The sequence below is a fragment of the Flavobacterium fluviale genome (assembly GCF_003312915.1).
Lineage (GTDB): Bacteria > Bacteroidota > Bacteroidia > Flavobacteriales > Flavobacteriaceae > Flavobacterium > Flavobacterium fluviale.
The window spans coordinates 3,902,760-3,925,376 of the sequence record NZ_CP030261.1; the positions used below are offsets into that span (position 1 = coordinate 3,902,760).

At 35.8% G+C, this 22,617-nt stretch carries 19 protein-coding genes; 11 read left to right on the top strand and 8 right to left on the bottom strand.

The annotated features are described in order from the left end of the window. Positions 1-77 precede the first annotated feature (77 nt). From HYN86_RS16940 to HYN86_RS16955, 4 genes are all read right to left on the bottom strand, one after another. Positions 78-908, bottom strand: coding sequence for an amidohydrolase family protein (locus HYN86_RS16940; protein WP_113679110.1), 831 nt, complete (start codon positions 906-908; stop codon positions 78-80). A gap of 6 nt (positions 909-914) precedes the next feature. After that, complete coding sequence (locus HYN86_RS16945) at positions 915-1,712, bottom strand: SDR family oxidoreductase (RefSeq protein WP_113679111.1); 798 nt, start codon at positions 1,710-1,712, stop codon at positions 915-917. A 161-nt stretch (positions 1,713-1,873) separates the two neighbouring features. Next, positions 1,874-2,887 (bottom strand): zinc-binding alcohol dehydrogenase family protein, encoded by a 1,014-nt coding sequence (locus tag HYN86_RS16950; protein WP_113679112.1) that lies wholly within the window; start codon positions 2,885-2,887, stop codon positions 1,874-1,876. Between the two features lie 18 nt (positions 2,888-2,905). After that, positions 2,906-3,760: a fumarylacetoacetate hydrolase family protein gene (locus HYN86_RS16955; protein ID WP_113679113.1), complete on the bottom strand. Its 855-nt coding sequence runs from the start codon at positions 3,758-3,760 to the stop codon at positions 2,906-2,908. Positions 3,761-4,158: 398 nt separating this feature from the next. Between HYN86_RS16955 and HYN86_RS16960 the strand changes: the two genes are divergently transcribed. The 7 genes from HYN86_RS16960 (at position 4,159) to fucP (ending at position 11,975) form a co-directional block, all read left to right on the top strand. Further along, positions 4,159-5,307: an ABC transporter substrate-binding protein gene (locus tag HYN86_RS16960; protein WP_113679114.1), complete on the top strand. Its 1,149-nt coding sequence runs from the start codon at positions 4,159-4,161 to the stop codon at positions 5,305-5,307. Next, a complete protein-coding gene (locus HYN86_RS16965; RefSeq protein WP_113679115.1) occupies positions 5,304-6,455 on the top strand; it encodes a CaiB/BaiF CoA transferase family protein in 1,152 nt (383 codons plus the stop codon). The genes HYN86_RS16960 and HYN86_RS16965 overlap by 4 nt, the downstream gene beginning before the upstream one ends. Further along, on the top strand, positions 6,452-7,591 hold the full coding sequence (locus HYN86_RS16970; protein WP_113679116.1) for a CaiB/BaiF CoA transferase family protein: 1,140 nt from the start codon (positions 6,452-6,454) through the stop codon (positions 7,589-7,591). The genes HYN86_RS16965 and HYN86_RS16970 overlap by 4 nt, the downstream gene beginning before the upstream one ends. Further along, the gene (locus HYN86_RS16975) at positions 7,591-8,847 is read left to right on the top strand and encodes an extracellular solute-binding protein (RefSeq protein ID WP_113679117.1); all 1,257 of its coding nucleotides are present in this window, start codon (positions 7,591-7,593) and stop codon (positions 8,845-8,847) included. Before HYN86_RS16970 ends, HYN86_RS16975 begins: the two co-directional genes overlap by 1 nt. A 33-nt stretch (positions 8,848-8,880) precedes the next feature. Continuing rightward, the gene (locus HYN86_RS16980) at positions 8,881-9,954 is read left to right on the top strand and encodes a Gfo/Idh/MocA family protein (protein ID WP_113679118.1); all 1,074 of its coding nucleotides are present in this window, start codon (positions 8,881-8,883) and stop codon (positions 9,952-9,954) included. Between the two features lie 109 nt (positions 9,955-10,063). After that, a complete protein-coding gene (locus tag HYN86_RS16985; RefSeq protein WP_057116114.1) occupies positions 10,064-10,507 on the top strand; it encodes a MaoC/PaaZ C-terminal domain-containing protein in 444 nt (147 codons plus the stop codon). Between the two features lie 163 nt (positions 10,508-10,670). Then, entirely contained in the window at positions 10,671-11,975 is a 1,305-nt protein-coding gene (gene fucP / locus HYN86_RS16990; protein WP_113679119.1) for an L-fucose:H+ symporter permease, read from the top strand. A gap of 69 nt (positions 11,976-12,044) precedes the next feature. Here the strand turns inward: fucP and HYN86_RS16995 are convergent, their stop codons facing one another. The 4 genes from HYN86_RS16995 to HYN86_RS17010 form a co-directional block, all read right to left on the bottom strand. Next, complete coding sequence (locus tag HYN86_RS16995) at positions 12,045-12,554, bottom strand: hypothetical protein (protein WP_113679120.1); 510 nt, start codon at positions 12,552-12,554, stop codon at positions 12,045-12,047. A gap of 339 nt (positions 12,555-12,893) precedes the next feature. After that, positions 12,894-14,300 carry an efflux transporter outer membrane subunit gene (locus HYN86_RS17000; RefSeq protein ID WP_113679121.1) on the bottom strand — a complete coding sequence of 469 codons (1,407 nt, stop codon included), beginning with the start codon at positions 14,298-14,300 and terminating at the stop codon, positions 12,894-12,896. Positions 14,301-14,318: 18 nt separating this feature from the next. Continuing rightward, complete coding sequence (locus HYN86_RS17005) at positions 14,319-17,489, bottom strand: efflux RND transporter permease subunit (protein WP_113679122.1); 3,171 nt, start codon at positions 17,487-17,489, stop codon at positions 14,319-14,321. Positions 17,490-17,495: 6 nt separating this feature from the next. Next, the gene (locus tag HYN86_RS17010; protein WP_113679123.1) at positions 17,496-18,656 is read right to left on the bottom strand and encodes an efflux RND transporter periplasmic adaptor subunit; all 1,161 of its coding nucleotides are present in this window, start codon (positions 18,654-18,656) and stop codon (positions 17,496-17,498) included. 265 nt (positions 18,657-18,921) lie between these two features. Here HYN86_RS17010 and HYN86_RS17015 point away from each other — a divergent pair, with 265 nt between their 5' ends. From HYN86_RS17015 to HYN86_RS17030, 4 genes are all read left to right on the top strand, one after another. Beyond that, positions 18,922-19,971 carry a sensor histidine kinase gene (locus HYN86_RS17015; protein WP_113679124.1) on the top strand — a complete coding sequence of 350 codons (1,050 nt, stop codon included), beginning with the start codon at positions 18,922-18,924 and terminating at the stop codon, positions 19,969-19,971. Next, positions 19,968-20,699 carry a LytR/AlgR family response regulator transcription factor gene (locus HYN86_RS17020; RefSeq protein WP_113679125.1) on the top strand — a complete coding sequence of 244 codons (732 nt, stop codon included), beginning with the start codon at positions 19,968-19,970 and terminating at the stop codon, positions 20,697-20,699. Before HYN86_RS17015 ends, HYN86_RS17020 begins: the two co-directional genes overlap by 4 nt. An 18-nt stretch (positions 20,700-20,717) precedes the next feature. Continuing rightward, on the top strand, positions 20,718-21,011 hold the full coding sequence (locus HYN86_RS17025; RefSeq protein WP_113679126.1) for a DUF3861 domain-containing protein: 294 nt from the start codon (positions 20,718-20,720) through the stop codon (positions 21,009-21,011). Between the two features lie 352 nt (positions 21,012-21,363). Further along, a complete protein-coding gene (locus HYN86_RS17030) occupies positions 21,364-22,593 on the top strand; it encodes a PQQ-dependent sugar dehydrogenase (protein ID WP_113679127.1) in 1,230 nt (409 codons plus the stop codon). Positions 22,594-22,617 lie beyond the last annotated feature (24 nt).

The window sequence follows — 22,617 nt, forward strand, 5'->3', positions numbered from 1 at the left end:
TTGTCGAGCTACTTACGAAGATTTCTCCTTCGTCGAAATGACAAACAATGAGTGAAGTATTGTAACTTTGATTGCACTCATAACTCATAAAACCCATTCGCATTCTCAAACCAAACTTTATTCTGGTCTTCAATTGAAAATCCTGAAATATAATCTTCCAAAATTTTTACCACTTCATTATAATCTGAAGCTACATTTAAAACCGGCCAATCTGATCCGTACATTAACTTATCGATTGAAAAGTTTTCAAAAATAACATCCAAATACGGTTTTAGATCTTCTGGTTTCCAATTTTTCCAGTCGGCTTCTGTAACCATTCCTGAGATTTTACACCAGACATTGTCGAACTTTGCTATTTCTTCAATGCCGCTTTTCCAAGAATAAATAGTTTCTGATTTGATGTTGGGCTTTGCTATATGATCGATTACAAACTTTTGGTTTGGAAAATCTTTCACCAAACTTATAGCTGCCGGCAATTGACGTTCAAAAATCAATATATCGTACGTATAATTGAATGGTTTTAAAGCTGCGATTCCTCTTCTAAAAGCTTCTCCATACATAAAATCATCAGGTTCGCCTTGAACAACATGTCTAAAACCTTTCAGTTTTTTTTGGTCTGAAAAGAAGTCTAAACGTTCTTCGATATTTTCATTTCGTAAATCTACCCAGCCGACAACACCTTTTATGAAATCATTTTTTGAAGCCAAATCCAATAAAAAATGAGTTTCTTCTTCAGACTGACTGGCTTGAACAGCTACACAGCCTTCAAACTGATTAGCTTTTAATAGTGGCTGTAAATCTTCTGGAAGAAAATCTCTCTGAATATTTTGCATTGTTTCGTCAATCCAGCTGTCTCGAACGGGATCAAACTTCCAAAAATGCTGATGGGAATCTATTCTTTTACTCATATCTTTTTAATTAACGTCTCTGATTAAAGCGCGGTCTAAATGTACGTAACCTCCATCCACAAAAACAAATTGTCCTGTGGTATGTGATGATTTTTCTGAAATGATAAAAAGTGCCGTATCTGCAATTTCTTCTGTTTTGGTCATTCGGCTTTCTAACGGAATACTTTTATTGATTTTATTCAAAACTGTTTCGCCATCTGGCAATGTTTTAATCCAATCTTCGTAAGCCGGCGTATAACTTTCCGCAATAATAATCGCATTCGAACGGATTCCAAACTGAATCAAATCTACTGCCCATTCTCTGGTAAGTCCCAAAACTCCGCCTTTCGCAGCAGCGTAACCTGAAGTTCCGCCCTGCCCTGTCAAAGCTACTTTTGAACCAATATTTAAGATATTTCCTTTTGATTCTTTCAAATATGGAAGTGCATATTTAGCCAGTAGAAAGTAACTTACTACATTCAATTTCAATGAATTCATGAAATCCTCGTAGCTAGAATCTAATCCTGCACCGTCATTTACACCCACATTATTAATAATCGCATCGATTCTGCCGTATTTTGCTGCGATTACTTTTACAGCATTTTCTATTGCCACAGGATCGGTTACGTCAGTCTGCACAAATAAAGAATTAACGCCTCTTTTTTGAAGTCTTTCTACGTATTCGAAACCTCTTGCATTTCTGTCAACCAAAACCGGAATTGCGCCTTCATCAGCCAGTCTGTTAACGATCGTTTCTCCGATACTTCCTTCTTTTCCAGCTGAACCAGAAACAACAACTATTTTATTTTTTAAGTTTAAATCCATTTTTGTGGTTATTTAAAGTTATATTTTTCCTCATTTTTGTCATTTCGACGAAGGAGAAATCTTCGCAAGAAACTCAACAAAGATTGGCGAATTTCTTGGTGGAGCTATTCGTGGAGATTTCTCCTTCGTCGAAATGACAAACAGTAGTTTATAATATACTTTTAGTCTATTTCAATTAAGGCCTTAATCACATTATTCTTCGGATCAATAAGATTTCCAAAATCAGTAATCATTTCAGAAAAACTTGTCCTGTGTGTAATGTATTTTTTCGGATCGATTTTGCCTTCTTTCAAGCATTTCATTACATATTCAAAATCTTCAATTGTAGCATTTCTACTGCTCATTAAAGTTGATTCTCTTTTGTGAAAATCAGGATGACTGAAACTCAATTCTCCTTTTTGAAGTCCAACCAAAACAAATCTTCCGCCATGTGAAATATAGTTGAAAGCGCTGTTCATTACTTTCTGATTTCCAGTTGCATCGATCACCACATTTGCCATGTCGCCATTGGTCAATTCAGCTAATTTTTGCGCAACATCATCGTTAAACGGATTAATCGTTTCATCTGCATTTAGTTCTGTTTTACAGAAATTTAATCTGTAATCGTTGATATCCATGACAATTACTTTTGCTCCAGCAATTTTAGCAAATTGAATCAAACCAATTCCGATAGGTCCGGCGCCCATAACCAAAACTGTATCTGTTGACTTAACAGCCGCTCTTCTTACTCCGTGTGCTGCAATTGCCAAAGGTTCAACCAAAGCCAATTCATCATAATCTAAACCTTGGCCGTGCAGTAAATATTGTTCCGGAATTGAAACATATTCGGCCATTCCGCCATCAATATGAACACCAAAAACTTTAATATTTACGCAACAGTTTGTCAATCCGTTTCTACACGCCACACATTTTCCGCAGTTGAAATACGGAATAAAAGTAACTTTATCCCCAGGTTTAAAACCTGCTGCATTTCCTTTTACATATTCTGCCGCCAATTCGTGTCCCAAAATTCTTGGATATTCAAAGTAAGGCTGAGTTCCTCCAAAAGCATGAATATCAGTTCCGCAGATACCAATTCTTTTTATTTTTAATAAAACTTCGCCTTCTTTTGGTTCTGGAATACTGGTTTCTTTTAAAAGAAATTCCTGCGGTTTTTCGCAAACAATATATTTCATTTTATACTTTCTTAATTTTTATTTTTGATATGCTACAGCTTTTTGCTTACTAGTTCCTAAACCTTCAATTCCCAATTCTACAACATCTCCTGCTTTAAGATAAATTGGATCTGGTTTGATTCCTAAACCAACTCCCGGAGGCGTTCCTGTACTGATAATATCTCCAGGAAGCAAAGTCATGAACTGGCTTAAATAATGTAATAGATAAGAAATTTTGAAAACTAAATTCAAGGTATTGCTGTCTTGGTATTTTTTGCCATTTACCGTCAGCCACATCTTTAAATTGTCAACATCTGCAATTTCGTCTTTGGTTGCCAAAAATGGTCCAAGAGGCGCAAAAGTGTCACTTCCTTTTCCTTTTGCCCATTGCCCGCCACGCTCCAATTGAAAAGCTCTTTCGCTGTAATCATTCAACAAAGCATAACCCGCAACGTAATCCAAAGCTTCCGCTTCTTCTACATAACTTGCTTTTTTGCCTACAACAAATGCCAATTCTACTTCCCAGTCTGTCTTCTCGCTGTTTTTTGGAATAATCAAATCATCATCTGGTCCGCATAAAGAAGTAGTCGATTTGAAGAAAATAATAGGTTCAGTCGGAATTGGCGCATTTGTTTCTTTGCAGTGATCAATATAATTCAAACCAATACAAATAATTTTAGAAGGTCTTGCAACTGGCGATCCCAAACGTACCGAAGCATCCACTTCTGGCAAATTCGGATTGCTTTCTAATGCCTTTTGTAATTTTTCTAATCCGTTTTCTTCAAAGAAACTTTCGTTAAAATCGGTTACAATTGAAGAAACATCATATCTCCTTTCTCCAATTAAAACTCCTGGTTTCTCTTTTCCGATTTCTCCAAAACGTATTAATTTCATAATCGTATAATTTTAATTGTTAGTTTATTTTTTTCTGATGAATGAACTTCATCAAGCGCTTTTATTATTGACAAGTCTTCCATTTATCAATTACAATTTGATAAAAAAGGCTTACCAAAAATAATAAATGTAAATTTTACAATTACAAAAGTAATTTTAAAAATTAATATTCGAGATATATTTTATTTTCCATTACTTAAAATGACTAAAGTTTAAATTTTTATAACATTTTTTAGATGGTTTGTAAAAATTATATCACTAAACATCTATTTATACAAAAAAAGATCTGCAATAAACATAGGATTTCTTGTTCATTTAAATCTTATTTCTACTTTTGTAATTGTATTTTTTACATTTATTATTTCAAACGATTTCACTACTCAAAATTCCTATATAAAATGATAAAATTAAAAGGCATAACTTGGAACCATACAAGAGGTCTGCTTCCTATGGTTGCCACATCGCAGCGTTTTACTGAACTACATCCAGAAGTTGAAATTTCATGGGAAAAGAGAAGTTTACAAGAATTCGCAGATGCTTCTATTGAAGACTTAGCCAAAAGATTTGATTTATTAGTAATCGATCATCCTTGGACTGGTTTTGGAGCGCAGACCAAAGCAATTCTTCCATTATCTGATTATTTATCAAACGAATATATTAAAGATCAAGAAATTAACACTGTCGGGAAATCATACGGAAGTTATGTTTTTCATGATAAATTATGGGCGCTTCCTATAGATGCTGCAACTCCGGTTGCTTCTGCCCGCTTGGATCTTTTAGAAAAAAATAATTTAGAAGTGCCTAAAACGTACGACGATTTATTGGCATTGGCTAAAAAAGGCTTAGTGGCTTTTGCTGGAATTCCAGTAGATGTTTTAATGAGTTTTTATATGTTTTGCTGCAGTTTAGGCGAAGCTCCTTTTCTTTCTGAAGAAAAAGTAATTTCTGAAACAACAGGAATCAAAGCGCTTCAAATGTTTAGGGAATTGGCACAATTGATTGATCCAGCTAACTTTAATCGAAACCCAATTCAGGTTTATGAAGCAATGGTCAATTCAGATGAAATTGCTTATTGCCCATTTGCTTATGGCTATTCTAATTATTCGCGCATTGGCTACAGCCGTCAACTTTTACATTTTTACGATTTAGTAAAATTGAATGATAATCCGATGATTTCGTCTTTAGGCGGAACAGGATTAGCGGTTTCATCTTTCAGCCAGCATATTGATGAAGCGGTTAAATATGCCGAATTTACAGGTTCATCTCAAGTACAGCAAAATATTTATACGGATAATGGCGGTCAGCCAGGACATTTGCAGGCTTGGAAAAGTGAGCGAATTAATGGTGTGACACATGATTATTTCAAAAATACTTTACCCGCTTTAGAACGCGCATTCCTTCGTCCAAGATATTACGGACATATGTATTTCCAAGATCACGCAGGCGATGTAGTTCGCAATTATTTGATGAAAGGCGGAGACGAACTAAAAGTATTGGAAGAAATGAATTCGCTTTACGCGGAATCTCTAAAAATTCAGACAATATGAAGCCTTTAGAAGGATTAATTGTTTTAGAATTCTGTCAGTTTCTGGCAGGACCTTCTGCTGGTTTAAAACTAGCCGATCTGGGTGCACGCGTCATCAAAATCGAACGTCCTGTAAAAGGTGAAGCCTGCAGACAATTGAGTATCAAAGATTTATTTGTAGACGACAGCAGTTTGCTTTTTCATACCATAAACCGAAATAAAGAATCTTTTGCAGCCGATTTAAAAAATCCTGACGATTTAGTTTTAATCAAAAAACTGATTGAAAAGGCTGATATTATGACACATAATTTCAGACCTGGTGTGATGGAGAAAATCGGTTTAGATTTTGAAAATACACTTTCTATAAATCCACAGATTATTTATGGAACCATTACAGGTTACGGAAATGAAGGTCCGTGGGCAAAAAAACCAGGGCAGGATTTATTACTACAATCACTTTCTGGATTAAGCTGGCTGAGCGGACGCAAAAGTCAAGGTCCAGTTCCTTTCGGTTTGGCGGTTGCCGATTTAATGTGCGGTAATCATTTTGTACAGGGAATTTTGGCAGCGCTTTTAAAAAGAGTCAAAACTAAAAAAGGTGTTTTGGTTGAAGTCAGTTTATTAGAATCGATTCTCGATGTGCAGTTCGAAGCCATTACTTCTTTTTTAAATGACGGTGGTCAATTGCCTGAAAGAGGTGATATTAAAGGAAGCGCACATGCTTTTTTAAGTGCTCCATATGGTGTTTACCAAACGCAAGACGGTTATTTATCGCTTGCAATGGGCGATTTACTTTTCATTGGAAAAGTATTAGGTTTAGATTTAAGTGAATTTACAGATAAACATCTTTGGTTTGAAAAACGAGATGAAATCAGAACGATTTTAAGCGAGAGAATTCAAACGCAAACTTCTGATTATTGGATAGAAATCCTTCAAAAAGAAGGAATCTGGTGCGGTAAAGTTTTCAATTACGAAGAACTGGATAATCAGCCTTTTGTAAATGAATTACAGCTGAAACAAACCGTAAAAAATGCTGAAGGCGAAACTTTGGTTACAACCAGAAGTCCGATTCAATTGGATGGAGAAATTCTGCTAAGCGAAAAAGCAGCGCCAAAAGTAGGTCAGGATAATTTAAGGATACACGAACAATTTTTAAACGATTTGAAATGAAGCCATTAGAAGATTATTTAATTGTAGATTTCAGTCAGTTCCTTTCGGGTCCGTCGGCGAGTTTACGTCTGGCAGACTTGGGAGCGCGTGTGATCAAAATAGAAAAGCCGGGAACGGGAGATATCTGCCGTACTTTATATACTTCTGATTTGATTATGAACGGCGAATCGTCTGTTTTTCATACTATCAACAGAAACAAAGAATCATTTGCAATTGATTTTAAACAGCCTGAGGAACTTCAAAAATTAAAAAAATTATTAGCGAAAGCTGATGTTGTCATGCATAATTTCAGACCTGGAGTTATGGAACGTATTGGTTTAAGTTATGATGAAGTAAAAAACATTAATCCAAATGTGATTTATGCTTCTATTTCAGGTTTTGGAGAACATCCTGATTTAAAAGATTTGCCAGGTCAAGATTTGCTTTTGCAATCTTTAACGGCTTTGACTTGGTTGAGCGGTAATCAGGAAGACGGTCCCGTACCAATGGGATTATCGATTGTTGATATGCTTGCAGGAGCGCATTTGGCGCAGGGAATCTTGGCTGCTTTATTTAGAAAAGCAACGCATAATATTGGAGCGCAGGTTCAAGTAAGCATGCTGGAATCGGCATTTGATTTTCAGTTTGAGACGATTACGACTTATTTTAATGACGGAGGCGAATTGCCTGTTCGAACCAAAACCAATAATGCACACGCTTATTTGGGCGCACCATACGGAATTTACAAAACCAAAAACGGTTATTTAGCATTGGCAATGGGATCAATTCCTGTTTTAGCTTCTCTGCTGCAATGCAATGCTTTATTGCAATTTCCTGAAAATAAATTCACATTAAGAGACGAAATTAAAAATATTCTTGCGGATCATTTGCAAACGCAGGAAACACAGTTCTGGCTGGACATTTTAGAACCTGCCGACATTTGGTGTGCAGGAGTTTTAAATTATCAGCAGCTATTTGCTGAAGATGGATTTAAGGTGTTGAATTTTACGCAGCAAGTCGAAATGCTTGACGGCTACAATTATAAAACTACACGCTGTCCGATAAAAATAGACGGCGAATATCTGACTTCTGGAAAAGGTTCGCCGAAACTGGGTCAGGATAACGAAAAAATTATTAAAGAATTTATAGACTGCTGATGGAAAAAATTAGAATCGCCGTTCGAAAATTCGATCCGTTCGAAAGTACACTTCAAAAATTATGGGATGCTTTCTGCCTTCAAAACAATATAAAAATGGAAGCAGAAATGATTGCCTTAGAACTTCATGACTTGTATGAAACCACAATTTCAGAAAAAGGTTTAAAAGAAGGAAAATGGGATATTGCCCATATCAATACCGATTGGATTTTTGATGCTGTAAACGAAAATGCGGTTCTTAATTTGTTTTCTCTAATTGGAGAAAATCCGCCCGAAAATTATCCTTTTGGATGGCATAAATCGCTTTTGCATTTACAAAAACTAAGTAATGGCATTTTCGGACTTCCCTTTCACGATGGACCAGAATGTCTGATCTACCGAAAAGATTTATTCGAAAACGAAACGGAAAAACAGAATTTTAAAAAGCAGTTTGGTTACGAACTTTCTACACCAAAAACGTGGAAGGAATTCGCAGAAATTGCGACATTCTTTAATCGTCCCGAACAAAATTTATACGGTTCTGTTTTTGCCAATTATCCAGACGGACATAATATGGTTTTTGACTTTTGTCTTCAATTATGGACAAGAGGCGGTTCTTTATTAAACAAAAAAAATCAAATTGACATTCATAATGAAGCAGCCATAAAAGCATTGGATTTCTATCGAAAAATGGTCACCGATAAAAATGCTGTTCATCCAAAATCGAGAGAATTTGGTTCGGTTGAAGCAGGTTTGGCTTTCGCCGAAGGACAAGCTGCAATGGCAATCAACTGGTTTGGATTTGCTTCTATGGCAGAAGTAATTGAAGATTCGAAAGTAAAAGGAAAAATCGATATCACTTCCCTTCCATCCGATCCGGGTTATAAAACAGCTTCTTTGAATGTATATTGGTTGTATACCATTGGATCTGGAAGCAAACACAAAAAACTGGCATACGATTTTTTACGTTTTGCCACAACGCCAGAAAGCGACAAATTATTAACGACTGAAGGCGGTATCGGATGCAGGAAATCAACTTGGAAAGATGAAGAAATTAATACTTTAATCCCATTTTACCATAAACTGGAAATGCTTCATGAAAATGCATTGACATTGCCTCAAACGCCAATCTGGCCAAAAGTAGCAGAACTGATTGACAGCACTGTTTTGAAAGCCATTGAAACCGATATTTCGTCTGAAATATTGTTAGAGGAAACTCAGAAAAAAATTAGAGAATTAAGTCAAGGAACAACATTACACAGCTCTGTCAAAAATTAAACTTGGCAGGCTCAAATTCAAAATATAGAACAAATGAATATTCCCTATAAACCTTTACTGCCCGAAACAGAACAGCCAATTATCATTATCGGGGCGAGCGGAATCGTAAAAGATGCGCATCTTCCTGCTTACGAAATGGCTGGTTTTAAAGTTTTTGGTATTACAAACAGAACAATTTCTAAAGCATACGATTTACAAAAACAATTCAAAATTGATCATGTTTTTGAAAGTGTGGCGGATGCAGTTAAAAATGCGCCGTCAAATGCTGTTTACGATATTACCGTTTTACCTGACCAATACATTGAAATTTTAGAACAGCTTCCTGATGGAGCTGCAGTTTTGATTCAGAAACCAATGGGAAATGATCTGGCTCAGGCACGGGAAATTGTGGCGGTTTGCGAAAGAAAAAATCTGGTTGCTGCAATCAACTTCCAGCTTCGATTTGCTTCATTTGTCAGCGCTGCCCGTTATTTAATTAATGAAGGAATTATTGGCCAATTATACGATTTAGAGTTTAAAGTTACGGTAAATACGCCTTGGGAATTATTTCCTTTAATTAAAGAACATCCGAGATTGGAAATTCTTTTTCACAGTGTGCATTATATTGATTGTATTCGATCTTTCTTGGGAAATCCGAAAGGAATTATGGCTAAAACGGTTAAACATCCGCTTAAGAAATTATCTTCAAGCAGATCGACTATTATTTTAGATTATGCCGAAGATATGCATGTGGTCATTAATACGAATCATGATCATCACTTTGGTCCAAAACATGAGGAAAGTTACATCAAATGGGAAGGAACAAAAGGTGCTATTAGAGCAAAAATGGGCTTGTTGATGAATTATCCTGACGGTCTTCCAGACGTTTTTGAGTACGCTCTAGCTAAAAAAGATAACGAAAAAGAATACGAATGGACCGAAGTTAAACTGGAAGGATCTTGGTTTCCAGAAGCATTTATTGGAGCAATGTCTAATCTGATGCGCTACAAGGAAGGTTCTGATAAAATATTATCTGCCAGCGTTCAAGATGTTTTAGGCACAATGAAAGTTGTCGAAGCCTGTTATATCAGCAGTAAAAATGGCGGTATTTCTTTTGATGAAGTGTAATTAAAACACTATATTTCAAAACCAAAAAACAAAATTTAAGTCCTCTTACAAAAAAACGTGATTTTGACATTTATTTGAAAGAGTATGACGAATAAAAAGTAATTAGATTATGTATTTTAAATCCACTTTTTTCGAAGATTATCAAATCGACGACAAACGAGTAACTTTAGGCAGAACCATCACAGAAACTGACTTTGTGGTTCATGCCGGACATACGGGTGATTTCTTTCCGCACCATATGGATGAAGAATGGTGTAAAACACAACCCTTCGGACAAAGAATTGCACACGGAACTATGGTTTTCAGCATCGGAATCGGCTTAACGGCATCCGAAATTAATCCAGAAGCTTTTTCGAGAGGCTATGACAAAATGCGCTTTGTAAAACCTGTTCATATTGGCGACACTATTCACTCAGAAATTACGATTTCTGAAAAAGGCGAAGCTAAAAATCCTGAAATGGGAACCGTAACCGAACATGTAGAAATTATCAACCAGCGCGGTGAAGTCGTTTTGGTTTGTGATCATCTATTGCTTGTGAAGAAAAGGTCCTAAGATTCTAAGATACTAAGGTTCTAGGATTTTAAAAACTTTGCGTCTTAGGGACTCTGCCAGATTATTTGCAAAACATTTTTTTATTTTCGAAAAGAAAAAAACTTAGAATCTCAGCACCTCAGAACCTTAGCAACTATAAAAAAAACTAAAAAACTATCTAAAAATGCAAATTACAAACCAAGCCGGCGATCAACATCAAGTGCCGACAGAAGGCGGAAATCAAAAACAATATCTTCTTCCTTTTATTTTAGTTACATGCCTATTTTTTCTTTGGGGAATGGCCCATAATTTAGATTCTGTTTTAATTCCGCACCTAAAAAAGGCTTGTGAATTAAACAACCGCCAATCTACTTTAATTGATACCTCTGTTTTCTTTGCTTATTTTATTATGGCGATTCCTGCCGGAATGCTGATTAAAAGATTTGGTTATAAAAACAGTATTATAACAGGATTGCTGGTTTTTGCTGTTGGAGCATTTCTATTTGTACCTGCAGCCAATACTAGAACTTACGAATTATTTCTATTCGCCTTATTTGTAATTGGATGTGGTTTGACCATTTTAGAAACAAGTGCAAATCCGTATGCTGCAATATTAGGACCTGCCGAATCTTCTTCTAAACGATTGAATTTAGCGGCTTCTTTCAACGGTTTGGCAGCAATGGTTGCTCCAATTGTAGGGTCATTATTTATTCTTTCTGGAACAAATCATACGCCAGAACAAATGGCTGCGATGCCAGAAGCCGAAAAAGCGGCCTATTTATTAGGAGAAGCTGCTTCTGTAAAAATGCCATATATCGTATTAGGAAGTATTTTGGTTTTGGTTGCCATTATTTTCTACTTCGTACAATTGCCGTCAATGAAAGTAACGCATACCGAAGCTGAAATTAAACCGGGATTTTTCTCTGTTTTAAAATTTAGACATTTAAGCTGGGGAGTTGCTGCTCAATTTTTCTATGTTGGTGCACAAGTTTGTATTACAAGTTTCTTTATCAGAATTGCACAGCAAGGTGCTGGATTAGACGAAAAAACGGCCGGATATTATTTAGGAATCTACGGTTTCCTTTTTATGGCAGGACGATTTATTGGGACATTCTTTTTGCGTTATGTAAAAGATTATGTTTTACTGTCAATCTACTGCGTAATGAGCGTTTTATTATGTCTAGTTGCTATTTATGGCTCTGGAATTGTAGTTATTTATGCTCTTGGAGGAATTGGATTTTTCATGTCAATTATGTTCCCAACTATTTTCTCATTAGGAATTAAAGGATTAAAATCGAATACTGAAACGGGTTCTTCTTGGTTGGTAATGTCAATCGTCGGAGGTGCAATTATTCCGTACGGAATGGGGACTTTAATCGATATGAACCATGATGACATTCAATCGGGATATATTATTCCGTTAGTTTGCTTTTTGATTATTCTTTCTTTTGGGGTTTTTGGTCATAAAGTAAAAACGGTTTCTGAATAATTTTAGATATATAATAAGATCAAAAAACGCCTCCAATTGGAGGCGTTTTCCTTTAGTCATGTTTAAGAACTAACGACGATTGCCGTTAGAATGATCGTGGTCTTTGTTTGACTGTTGTTTGGAGTTTTTATCGTATTTATAATCTTTCTTCTTGTCGCTATTGTCCTGCTTTTTCTGCCCTTTTGGTTTAGCGTTTTTTACTGGTTTTTCTCCTCTGTTTTTTTGAGGTTTTCCATGATAACCTTTTGGATAACTAGCTCTGTGTTTGGTGTGATAAGAATATGGAGAATCTCCTCTATAATCGCTCAAAACTACTTTATAACCTGAATACAAATCATAGTTTCTATATCTCGATGGCAATCTTTTTTCACGTATCCATTTTCCGCCGTTATCGTAGATAAATACGCTTTGATTTACATCATAATACACATCGATATCTGGCAGGTAATAATATCTGCTGTCATCATAACCTTGTGGACCCCAGCTTGGCGGTGTTCCAATATTTACATTTATGGATACTTGCGCTTGGGCGAAAAATACACTCATAAAGAGCACTGAGGCGAATACTAACTTTTTCATGTTTTTAGATTTTAAAATGTTAATCTTGGTAGATAATAATCTAAAGTAATGCCAATAATTATGGTTCTTGCATTGATTATACAGAAGGGCAATATTAATCGACGAATAGTAATTTTAAACCGATATACAATTAAAAAAAAACGCCTCATTTCTGAGGCGTTTGGAGTCATGTTTTTATTAAATAAGCGATCGTACGAATTATGATCTCAGTGGAACTTAATATGTTTTATTTTTTTAACCGATTCAAAGGTATACGCAATTCTTTAATGTTAATTATTAATTAGACGAAAGGTATAATTATTCCGACAAACGGTTATTTTTTCTAAATCAAAACCATTTTTATTTCCATCCTCCACCTAAAGCTCTGTACAAATTAACAACAGCCTGTAATTTTTGAAGGTTGTCGTTGATGCCGCTTAACTGCGCTGCTAACAAATTTTGTTCTGAAGTTAATACATCTGTATAATTGGTTGCAGAACTATATTCTAACAGCTGTTGTGTATAATCTACAGCTTTTTCTAGAGCTTCAATTTGTTTCTTTCTGGAATCTTCTTTAGCAGAGGCCATTTCATACGAATACAAAGCATTTGAAACTTCTTGACCTGCTATTAAAAGACTTTGCTGAAAATTGTTGTAAGCTTGTAATTGTTGAGATTGAGCCGTTGTTAATCTCATTTTATTCAATCCTTGATTAAAAATTGGCTGCGTTAAACCTCCAATGATGGAATAAAAAATAGAATTAGTAAAGAAATCTTTCAGTTCTAAATTCGAAAATCCACCGCTTGCTGTAAGCGTTAAACTTGGATAGAAATAAGTCTTAGCCAGATTTGTTGATTCAAATGCAACTCTGAAATTAAATTCCGCTTGACGGACATCTGGACGATTTTGTAATAACTGAGAAGGTACTCCAACAGCAAGATTTTCTGGAATAATCTGTGCTTCCATTTCTCCTCTGTCAATTGCTCCCGGCGCTTGTCCTAATAAGATATTCAAAGCATTTTCTGTTTCACGAATACTTTGCTTCAAATCTGGAATTAAAACTTCAGCTGCATGCTGGTTGGCTTCACTTTGCACAACCGCCGCGCCTGTTACAATTGCTCCCTCTTTTAATGCTTTAATTGTTTCAACATTTTTGATACGGCTCTCTAATGTTTCCTCTGTAATCTTCAATGATTTATCGTAAGACAACAATAAAAAGTAGTTATTGGCAATATCTGCAATTAACTGTGTTTGAACGGCCTGCTTTGCAGCATCTGTTGCTAAATATGATGCTAAAGCTGCCCTTTTAGAACTGCTTAGTTTTCCCCATATATCAGCTTCCCAAGAAGTGCTTAAACCTAGTTTGTAAGTTGTTGTTAACGTATTAATATTAATTCCAGGAGGAAAGTTTAGTCCTGCCTGAGATTGTTTATTTCTAGTTACGTTTGCATCAAAATTCAAGGTAGGATAATAAGCAAGCTTGCTTTGGCGTAACGAAGCCTGAGCTTGTATAATATTCTCAATAGCATTCTTCAAATTAAGGTTATTATCTAATCCTTTTTGAATTAATGCGTTTAATTTTTCATCTTTAAAAACACTCTGCCATGGCATATCGGCAATTGTAGTTGTATCGGCAGCAACTTCATCGCGGTAAAGTTTATCTGTCGAGAGTGTAGTTGGTCGTTCGTACTTTTTGGTAATCGAGCACGCACTTAAAAGTGCGGCTGCAATTACCATAAGAATATATTTATTTGAACTCTTAGTCATCTCTGTTTTAATTAAATTTTACTCTTTGTGAGCTTCTAATAAATGAATTTCCTCCTCATCATCGTCATCGTCATCATAACCATCTTTTGCCGGACCGCTTATTCTTTCCTGCAGACCTTGGAAAATGATAAATAGGACCGGAATAACAAATACTCCTAAAATGGTTCCGATTAACATACCTCCAACAGCTCCTGTACCAATCGATTTGTTACCAACAGCTCCTGCTCCAGAAGCAAACATCAACGGAACAAGTCCTAAAATAAAGGCGAAAGAAGTCATTAAAATTGGTCTTAAACGTGCTACAGCTCCTTCAATTGCTGCTTGTACAATTGGCAGACCTTTACGTCTTCTGTCTAAGGCAAATTCGACAATCAAAATACCATTCTTCGCCAGAAGTCCAATCAACATGATTAAGGAAATCTGCAGGTAAATGTTACTATTCAATTTGAAAATAATCGAGAACAAGTAAGCTCCTGCCAATCCAAACGGAATAGAGAATAATACCGCAAACGGAAGAATATAACTTTCGTACTGCGCACTCAACAAGAAATAAACGAAAACCAAACATAGAATGAAGATGAAAATCGTTTCACTTCCAGAAGCTAATTCTTCACGTGTTAAACCAGAAAATTCATAACCATAACCAGCCGGAAGATTTTCTGCTGCTACTTCCTGAATGGCTTTAATTGCATCTCCAGAACTGTAACCTGGTTTTGGTGCTCCCGTAATCGCAATAGAAGTAAACAAGTTAAATCTCGAAATAGATTCTGGTCCAAAAACCCTTGTCATTTTTACAAACTCAGTAATTGGTGCCATATTTCCTGCACTATTACGAACAAAGATTTTATTTAATCCTTGTGTATTTGTTCTAAACTCTGGAGCAGCTTGAATCATTACACGGTATTGTTTACCGAATTTATTAAAATTCGAAGCATACAAACCACCATAATACCCCTGCATGGTTGACAGGATCGTGTTTACAGACACTCCGGCATCTTTCGCTTTCGCTAAATTAATATCCATCATATATTGAGGGAAACCAGGATTAAAAGGCGTTGTCGCGTATTGTATTTCTGGACGTTCTGCAAGTTTAGCAAGGAATTCATTATTTACTTTAAAGAATTCAGAAGTCGTGTGACCACCTTTATCCTGTAATTGGAATTCGAATCCACCACTTTGACCGAAACCTTGAATGGTTGGCGGCGAAATAAAGAATATACTTGCCTCACGAATACCGCTTGTTTTAGCAAAAAGCTGTCCAATTACATCATCAACACTTAGATCTCGCTGATCCCAAGGATACAACTTTACAATAACCATACTGTAGGCACTACCCGCTCCTGCAGTAAAGTTCTGCCCTACAATTCGAAGTGTATTTCTAACTCCCGGGATAGTCTTGGCAATACTGTCTACTTTTTTAGCCATTATATCAGAACGCTCCATAGAAGCAGATGGCGGTAAACTAATATTCGCAAAAACAGTTCCTTGATCTTCCGAAGGAACGAAAGCAGACGGAGTAGTTTTCATCATATAAAATAAGGCAAGACCAGCTATCAAAATTGAAGCTAATACAATCCATTTTTTTACAGAAAGAAAACTTACTGAACGCTTATATCTTTCGGTTACATTATCAAATGCAACGTTAAATGAAGTGTAAAAACGCTGTAAATAACTTTTATGTTTATGATCGTCAGCATGTGGTTTTAGTAAAAGCGCACACAAAGCCGGGCTCAAGGTCAAGGCATTTACTGCCGAAAGAATAATCGCTACAGCCAGTGTAATACCAAATTGTTTGTAGAAAACCCCTGTTGATCCTGTAATAAATGTTACCGGAATAAATACCGCAGCCATTACTAAAGTAATCGAAATAATCGCTCCCGAAATTTCGTCCATTGCATGAATGGTCGCTTTTTTAGCCGATTTATATCCAGTATCTAGTTTCGCGTGAACGGCCTCGACGACGACAATCGCGTCATCGACCACGATACCAATGGCAAGGACCATCGCAAAAAGCGTTAATAAGTTAATCGTAAATCCGAATAAATTCAGGAAGAAGAATGTTCCCACAATCGCAACCGGAACCGCTATTGCTGGAATTAATGTCGATCTAAAATCCTGAAGGAAAATAAATACTACGATGAAAACCAATATAAAGGCTTCGATCAAAGTATGAATTACTTTTTCAATTGAGGCATCCAAATTTTCGTTGACATCCACCATAATGGTATATTTCATTCCTTTTGGAAAACTCTTCGCTGCTTCTTCAATTAATTTTTTAGAATTGATAATTACGTCACGCGCATTAGATCCAGGAGTCTGGCTGATTGCCATTGCCGCCGATTCTACACCGTTTGTTTTAATTGTTGACGAATAACTTAAAGATCCTAATTCAACTTTAGCAACATCTTTAAGACGAAGCATTTGTCCGTTTCCAACAGATTTGATAACAATATCCTCAAATTCCTGAGCACTTGTTAAACGTCCTTTGTATTTAATTACATATTGAAAAGCTTGATTTCCGTTTTCACCAAATTTACCTGGCGCTGCCTCGATATTCTGCTCTGCCAAAGCTGCTGAAATATCACTCGGAATCAATTTATATTGCTGCATTACATCTGGTTTAAGCCAGATTCTCATCGAGTAATCTTTTGCACCAAAAACGGTTACATCTCCTACCCCAACGACACGCTGAATCTGCGGTACAAGGTTGATCTTCGCATAATTTTGAAGAAATGTTTGATCATAAGCTTTATCATCACTATATAAAGAGAAAATCAATAAGTTACTACTCTGGCTTTTAGTTACCGTAACCCCAGCCTGAGTTACCTCTACAGGAAGTAAACTTGTTGCTCTAGAAACCCTGTTTTGCACGTTTACCGCTGCTAAATCTGGATTTGTTCCAACTTTAAAGAAAATTTTAATAGAAGCATTACCGTCGTTAGTTGCTGTAGAAGTCATGTAGGTCATGTTCTCTACACCATTAATCTGCTCCTCCAACGGAATAACGATACTTTTAAGTACAACGTCGGCATTGGCACCAGTATAACTTGCCGCTACGTTTACCGTAGGCGGTGCGATATCCGGATATTGGGAAATCGGTAACTCAATTAGGCCTAAAACACCTAAGATGACAATAATAACAGATATTACCGTCGAGAGTACGGGTCTTTGTATAAATTTTTTAAACATTCTTTTTTATTTTAAGTCAGCATAAACCGTTTCTGGTTTTTGATTTTGAGCTTTAATTTCAGTTCCTTCTTTTAAAGAAGCTACTCCTTCTAATACAATTTCGTCTCCTGCTTTTAAGCCTTCTGTTACTACATAATAATTTCCTGCTGCATTGTCAAGGATCGTAATATTAGCATTTCTAGTCTTTCCGTCTTTTCCTAAAACAACTGCGAAAATTTTATCCTGAAGTTCAAAAGTGGCACTTTGCGGTACAATTATAGCATCTTTCACATCAGTTGGAATTCTTACTGTAGTACTGCTTCCGCTTCTAATAATTCCTTTTGGATTAGGAAAACGAGCTCTAATATTTACCGAACCAGTTTCTGTATTAATCAATCCGTTTACGGTTTCAATATGTCCTTTTTCATCGTAAGCAGAACCATCTGAAAGCAGTAAAGAAACTGCCGGCATACTTTTGATTTTTTGAGCTAAGGAAGCTCCTGTACTATTGTTTTGAGTGAAATTTAAAAGCATTTTTTCGTTCATTGCAAAATAAGCATAAACATTACCAATGCTTGAAACCGTTGTTAAAGGTTCTGTAGTATTTGAACTTACCAAACTTCCTAAACGAAACGGGATAGAACCTACAACTCCATTTACGGGACTTGTAACTGTTGTATATCCTAAATTGGTTTTTGCATTTACTAAAGCAGCATTAGCTTGTGCTAAATTTGCCTGAGCCGACTCATAAGTATATTGTGCCGATTCTAAATCGTACTTACTAATGATTCCTTTTTCAACCAATGGCTTTACTTTATTTACAGCCAGTTTAGCTGCACTTAAATCTGCCTGCGCACTTTTAATACTTGCAGTTGCCGTACGAACCTGCTGCTCATATTCTGGTGCACTGATTTTGAACAAAGGCTGTCCAGCTTTTACAACTGCTCCTTCATCAACAAAGATTTTATCAATGTATCCTTCAACTCTTGGTCGAATTTCTATATTTTGCTGCCCTTGAATACTAGCAGGAAAGTCGCTGTTTAATGTAGCAGATTCCGGCTGTAATGTCACAGTCTTATACTCTTTTATCTGCGGTGCGCCCCCAGCCTGAGCCGATTTATCATTTTTACCGCAAGAAGCGATAACAATTGATGCTGCGAGAATACTTAAAAATGATTGCTTATTCATTGTGAAAAATGTGTAATTATCGATTATATGGATACAAAATAACTAAAATATTACAAGCGAAAATTTTCAAATAGACGAAGAGTAAGAAAGAATCGATAAAGGTAAGCTGACGACCGATGGAATTTTTTAAAATATTAAACAAGTGTTTAATTTTTATCTTATCGGCTCTAAAATGCTTTTTAGAGACTCTCAATCCGTCTCGGACGATTGCTCAAATTTTATGTCTAAATAAAATGTAATATTGCCTTTAAAATCACAAATTACAATGGCAACCAACTTTTTCAAACCCTATTTATTCACCGGTTTACACATTCTTGGATGGTGTTTATTAGGATATATTATGCTGTTCTACATTCCCTTAACTTGGAATGTTGTGCTTCCGTCAGCATTTTGGCTTTGGCAGAGTATTATTCTTTTTTTATTGATTGTTGTTTTTTATTCGACAGCAAAAATCATCGTTCCAAAAACAATTTTTAAAGACAATACTTCTCCATTTTTACTTTGGGCATTTATGGCGATTTTCAGCATGCAGCTGATTGCTTTTTTTTATACTTCTCAAACAGATCTTCACAATCAAATCAGCAAAGCTATTGGTTTTACAAAATACAGAAACCCTTATTTTGACAATTACGTCTTTACGCTTACGCTATTGGTTTTAGGAATAAGTACCAGCTGGGCAATGTTACAATACTGGCAGAAAGCCGCACAGCACAAACAGAAATTAGAACAGGATAAAACAGTTGCTGAATTGGCAATGCTGAAGGCACAAATCAATCCGCATTTTTTCTTTAATTCATTAAACAGCATTTATTCACTAACCTATACAAATATCGAAGATTCGAGAAATGCACTTCATACTTTAAGCCGTATGATGCGCTATTTATTGTACAGCACCGAAGGCGAACGAACAACTTTATTGAAAGAGGTTGAGTTTCTAAAGGATTTTATTGCTTTAATGAAACTTCGTGCCAACAGCAAATTGACTATCACCACGGAAATTCCCGAAAAATTACACGATTACCCAATTGTTCCGATGTTATTATTACCTTTAGTAGAAAATGCTTTTAAACACGGCGTTCATGCTACAGACAAAAGCGAAATACACATTAAACTTTCACAAAATGATACTGATTTGGAATTTGAAGTAGAAAATACTTTTTTCGAAAAAACAAAAGTTTCTGATGAGGGCGGAATTGGTTTAACAAATACCAAACGAAGATTACATCTGATTTATCCCAATCAACATTTTATCACTTTTGGAGTTACCGATCACGGAACATATAAAATTAAATTGAAAATAACTTTAGAGCAATGACCGTACTAAAATGCATAGCAGTAGATGATGAACCTTTGGCTTTAAAACTAGTAGAAACGTTTATACAGCAGACTCCCTTTTTAGAATTAATTTCAACCTGCGACAATGCTGTTGAAGCCATGGGATTGATTCGGGAAACAAAACCTGATGTCGTTTTCTTAGATATCAACATGCCCAACTTAACTGGAATGGAACTGGCAAGGCTTATTCAAGATCAGCCTGGCCCACTTCCCAAAATTATTTTTACTACCGCTTACAATCATTATGCGATTGAAGGATATAAAGTAAATGCTGTAGATTATCTTTTAAAACCTTTTAGCTACGAAGAGTTTCTTCGCGCTTCTACCAAGGTTTTACAATTATCTGAAGAAGCAAACAATCATTTTCAAAATATTGCAGCAGATGATGAATTTATCTTTTTAAAAGTAGAATATCAATGGGTTAGAATCTCATTAAAAGATATTTGTTATATAGAAAGTTTAAAGGACTACGTAAAAGTACATCTTGAAGATTCTCAAAAAGCTTTATTATCACTTATTTCACTTAAGGCTTTAGAAGAGAAACTTCCTTCATCAAAATTCATGCGTGTTCACCGCTCTTTTATCGTTTCTCTTGATAAAATTAGTGCCATCAGTAAGAACTCGATTTTTATAGACAAAATAGAAATTACGGTTGGTGAACAGTATAAAGAAGCTTTTAAAATAGTAGTCGATAAATGGCTGAAATAAATTAGAATTATAAAAATTATGGAAAAAAGATCAAATAAATATTACCTGACTTTAAGTCTTAAAGAATATGCAAATGGTGAAACAGAACCAGCAAAAGAGCTTGGGATCGAGTTTGACAATCACGATGAAATTTTCGGAATCATTGAAAAAATCAAAGAAAAAAACATTTTTGCAGACCAATCAGAAGCTGTTCAATTTGCTTTGGGATTAAAATTATTTAGTGAAATCAAATTAAAAAATCGCAAAAATCCTCTTTTTGACGAATTAAATGAAGTTTTTCCTATTTTTATGAAAAAACTCAAAAGCCTTTAAAAACTCCTTTAAAAACAAGGCTTTAGACTCATTTTACTTTTAAATGAGAATGTTAAATTTCTATTGAGATCAGATTTATCTAATTCTTCACGGCAATATTTTGAAGGGATTTTCCGTTAAAAATAATGCATGTCCCACTAGATGCTTTTCCAAAAGAAATTTAATTTTTTATTAGAAATTATTTTTCTTCAATATTACGGCTAAGTATTTAGGCAGATCTAAATTGAAGATATTACGGAGAATTTCATTTGAAACTGACCATTTCATTTTATGAATCTCTACAAAAGAACATTCTTTTTCGATTGTTGGATAATGCAAAAATTTATTTTTTAACCATTAAAATGAAAGCATTATGATAATTCAAAAAAGTATTTTTCTTCTTGCTGGAGTCTTAGCCTTAAGCAGCTGCTCCAACAATGACAATGACGACACCAATGTAGGACCAACTGGACCGCCTGTAGAAACTGGTACAGCAAATACAACTTACACTCCCGCATTTTCTGGACAAACTCGTGCAGGAAGTATTCAAACCACCACAGAAATCGAATCTAAAGTTATCACCAACGGTTTAAGCGCTCCTTGGGGAGTTGCGTATCTCCCTGACGGACGTCTTTTAGTAACAGAAAAAGCAGGTAACATAAAAATTGTCACACAAGCCGGAGTAATTAGTAATGCACTAACAGGAGTACCAGCGGTAAATCCAGCAGATCAAGGTGGTTTACTGGGTATCTGCCTCGATCCAGCTTTTGAAACAAACCGAATGATTTATTGGACATTTTCTGAAGCTGTTGCTGGCGGTAATATTACCGCAGTCGCTAAAGGAAGACTGGCAAATAACGATGCGGCAGTTGAAAATGTAACCGTGATCTATCGCTCTAACACACCAAACAGCAGTACACTTCACTACGGAAGCCGTGTTGTATTTGACAAAAGTGGAAATTTATTTGTAAGTATTGGGGAAAGATCTGTTTTACAAACACGTCCGCTTGCGCAAGCTGTAAACAGCAGTTTGGGTAAAATTGTACGTATTACAACGGGTGGTCAAGCAGCTTCTGGAAATCCAGCCTTTACACAAACTGGTGCTTTACCAGAATTATACACTATTGGACATAGAAATCCACAGGGATTGGCCATTCATCCTACAACTGGAGAATTATGGCAGAGTGAACACGGGCCAAGAGGCGGTGACGAACTTAATAGAATTACTGCTGGAGCAAACTACGGATGGCCGACTATTACTTACGGAATTGAATATGGAGGAGCCAAAATTGGCGATGGTATTACACAGCAGACTGGAATGGAACAGCCGGTTTATTACTGGGATCCAGTTGTTTCGCCAAGCGGTATGACTTTTTACTCAGGAAACCGTGTACCTGAATGGCAGAATAATCTTTTTATTGGTTCTTTAAGCGGGTCGCACATTGTTCGTTTAGCAATTAAAGACAATAAAGTAGCTGGAGAAGAAAGATTATTGGCCGGTGAAGGACAAAGATTTAGAGATATTACACAAGGAAAAGATGAAGCATTATACGCCGTTACTGATCAAGGAAGACTTTACAAAATTGATAAAAAACAGAAGTAAACTAAACTTGTTCATTTATATTAG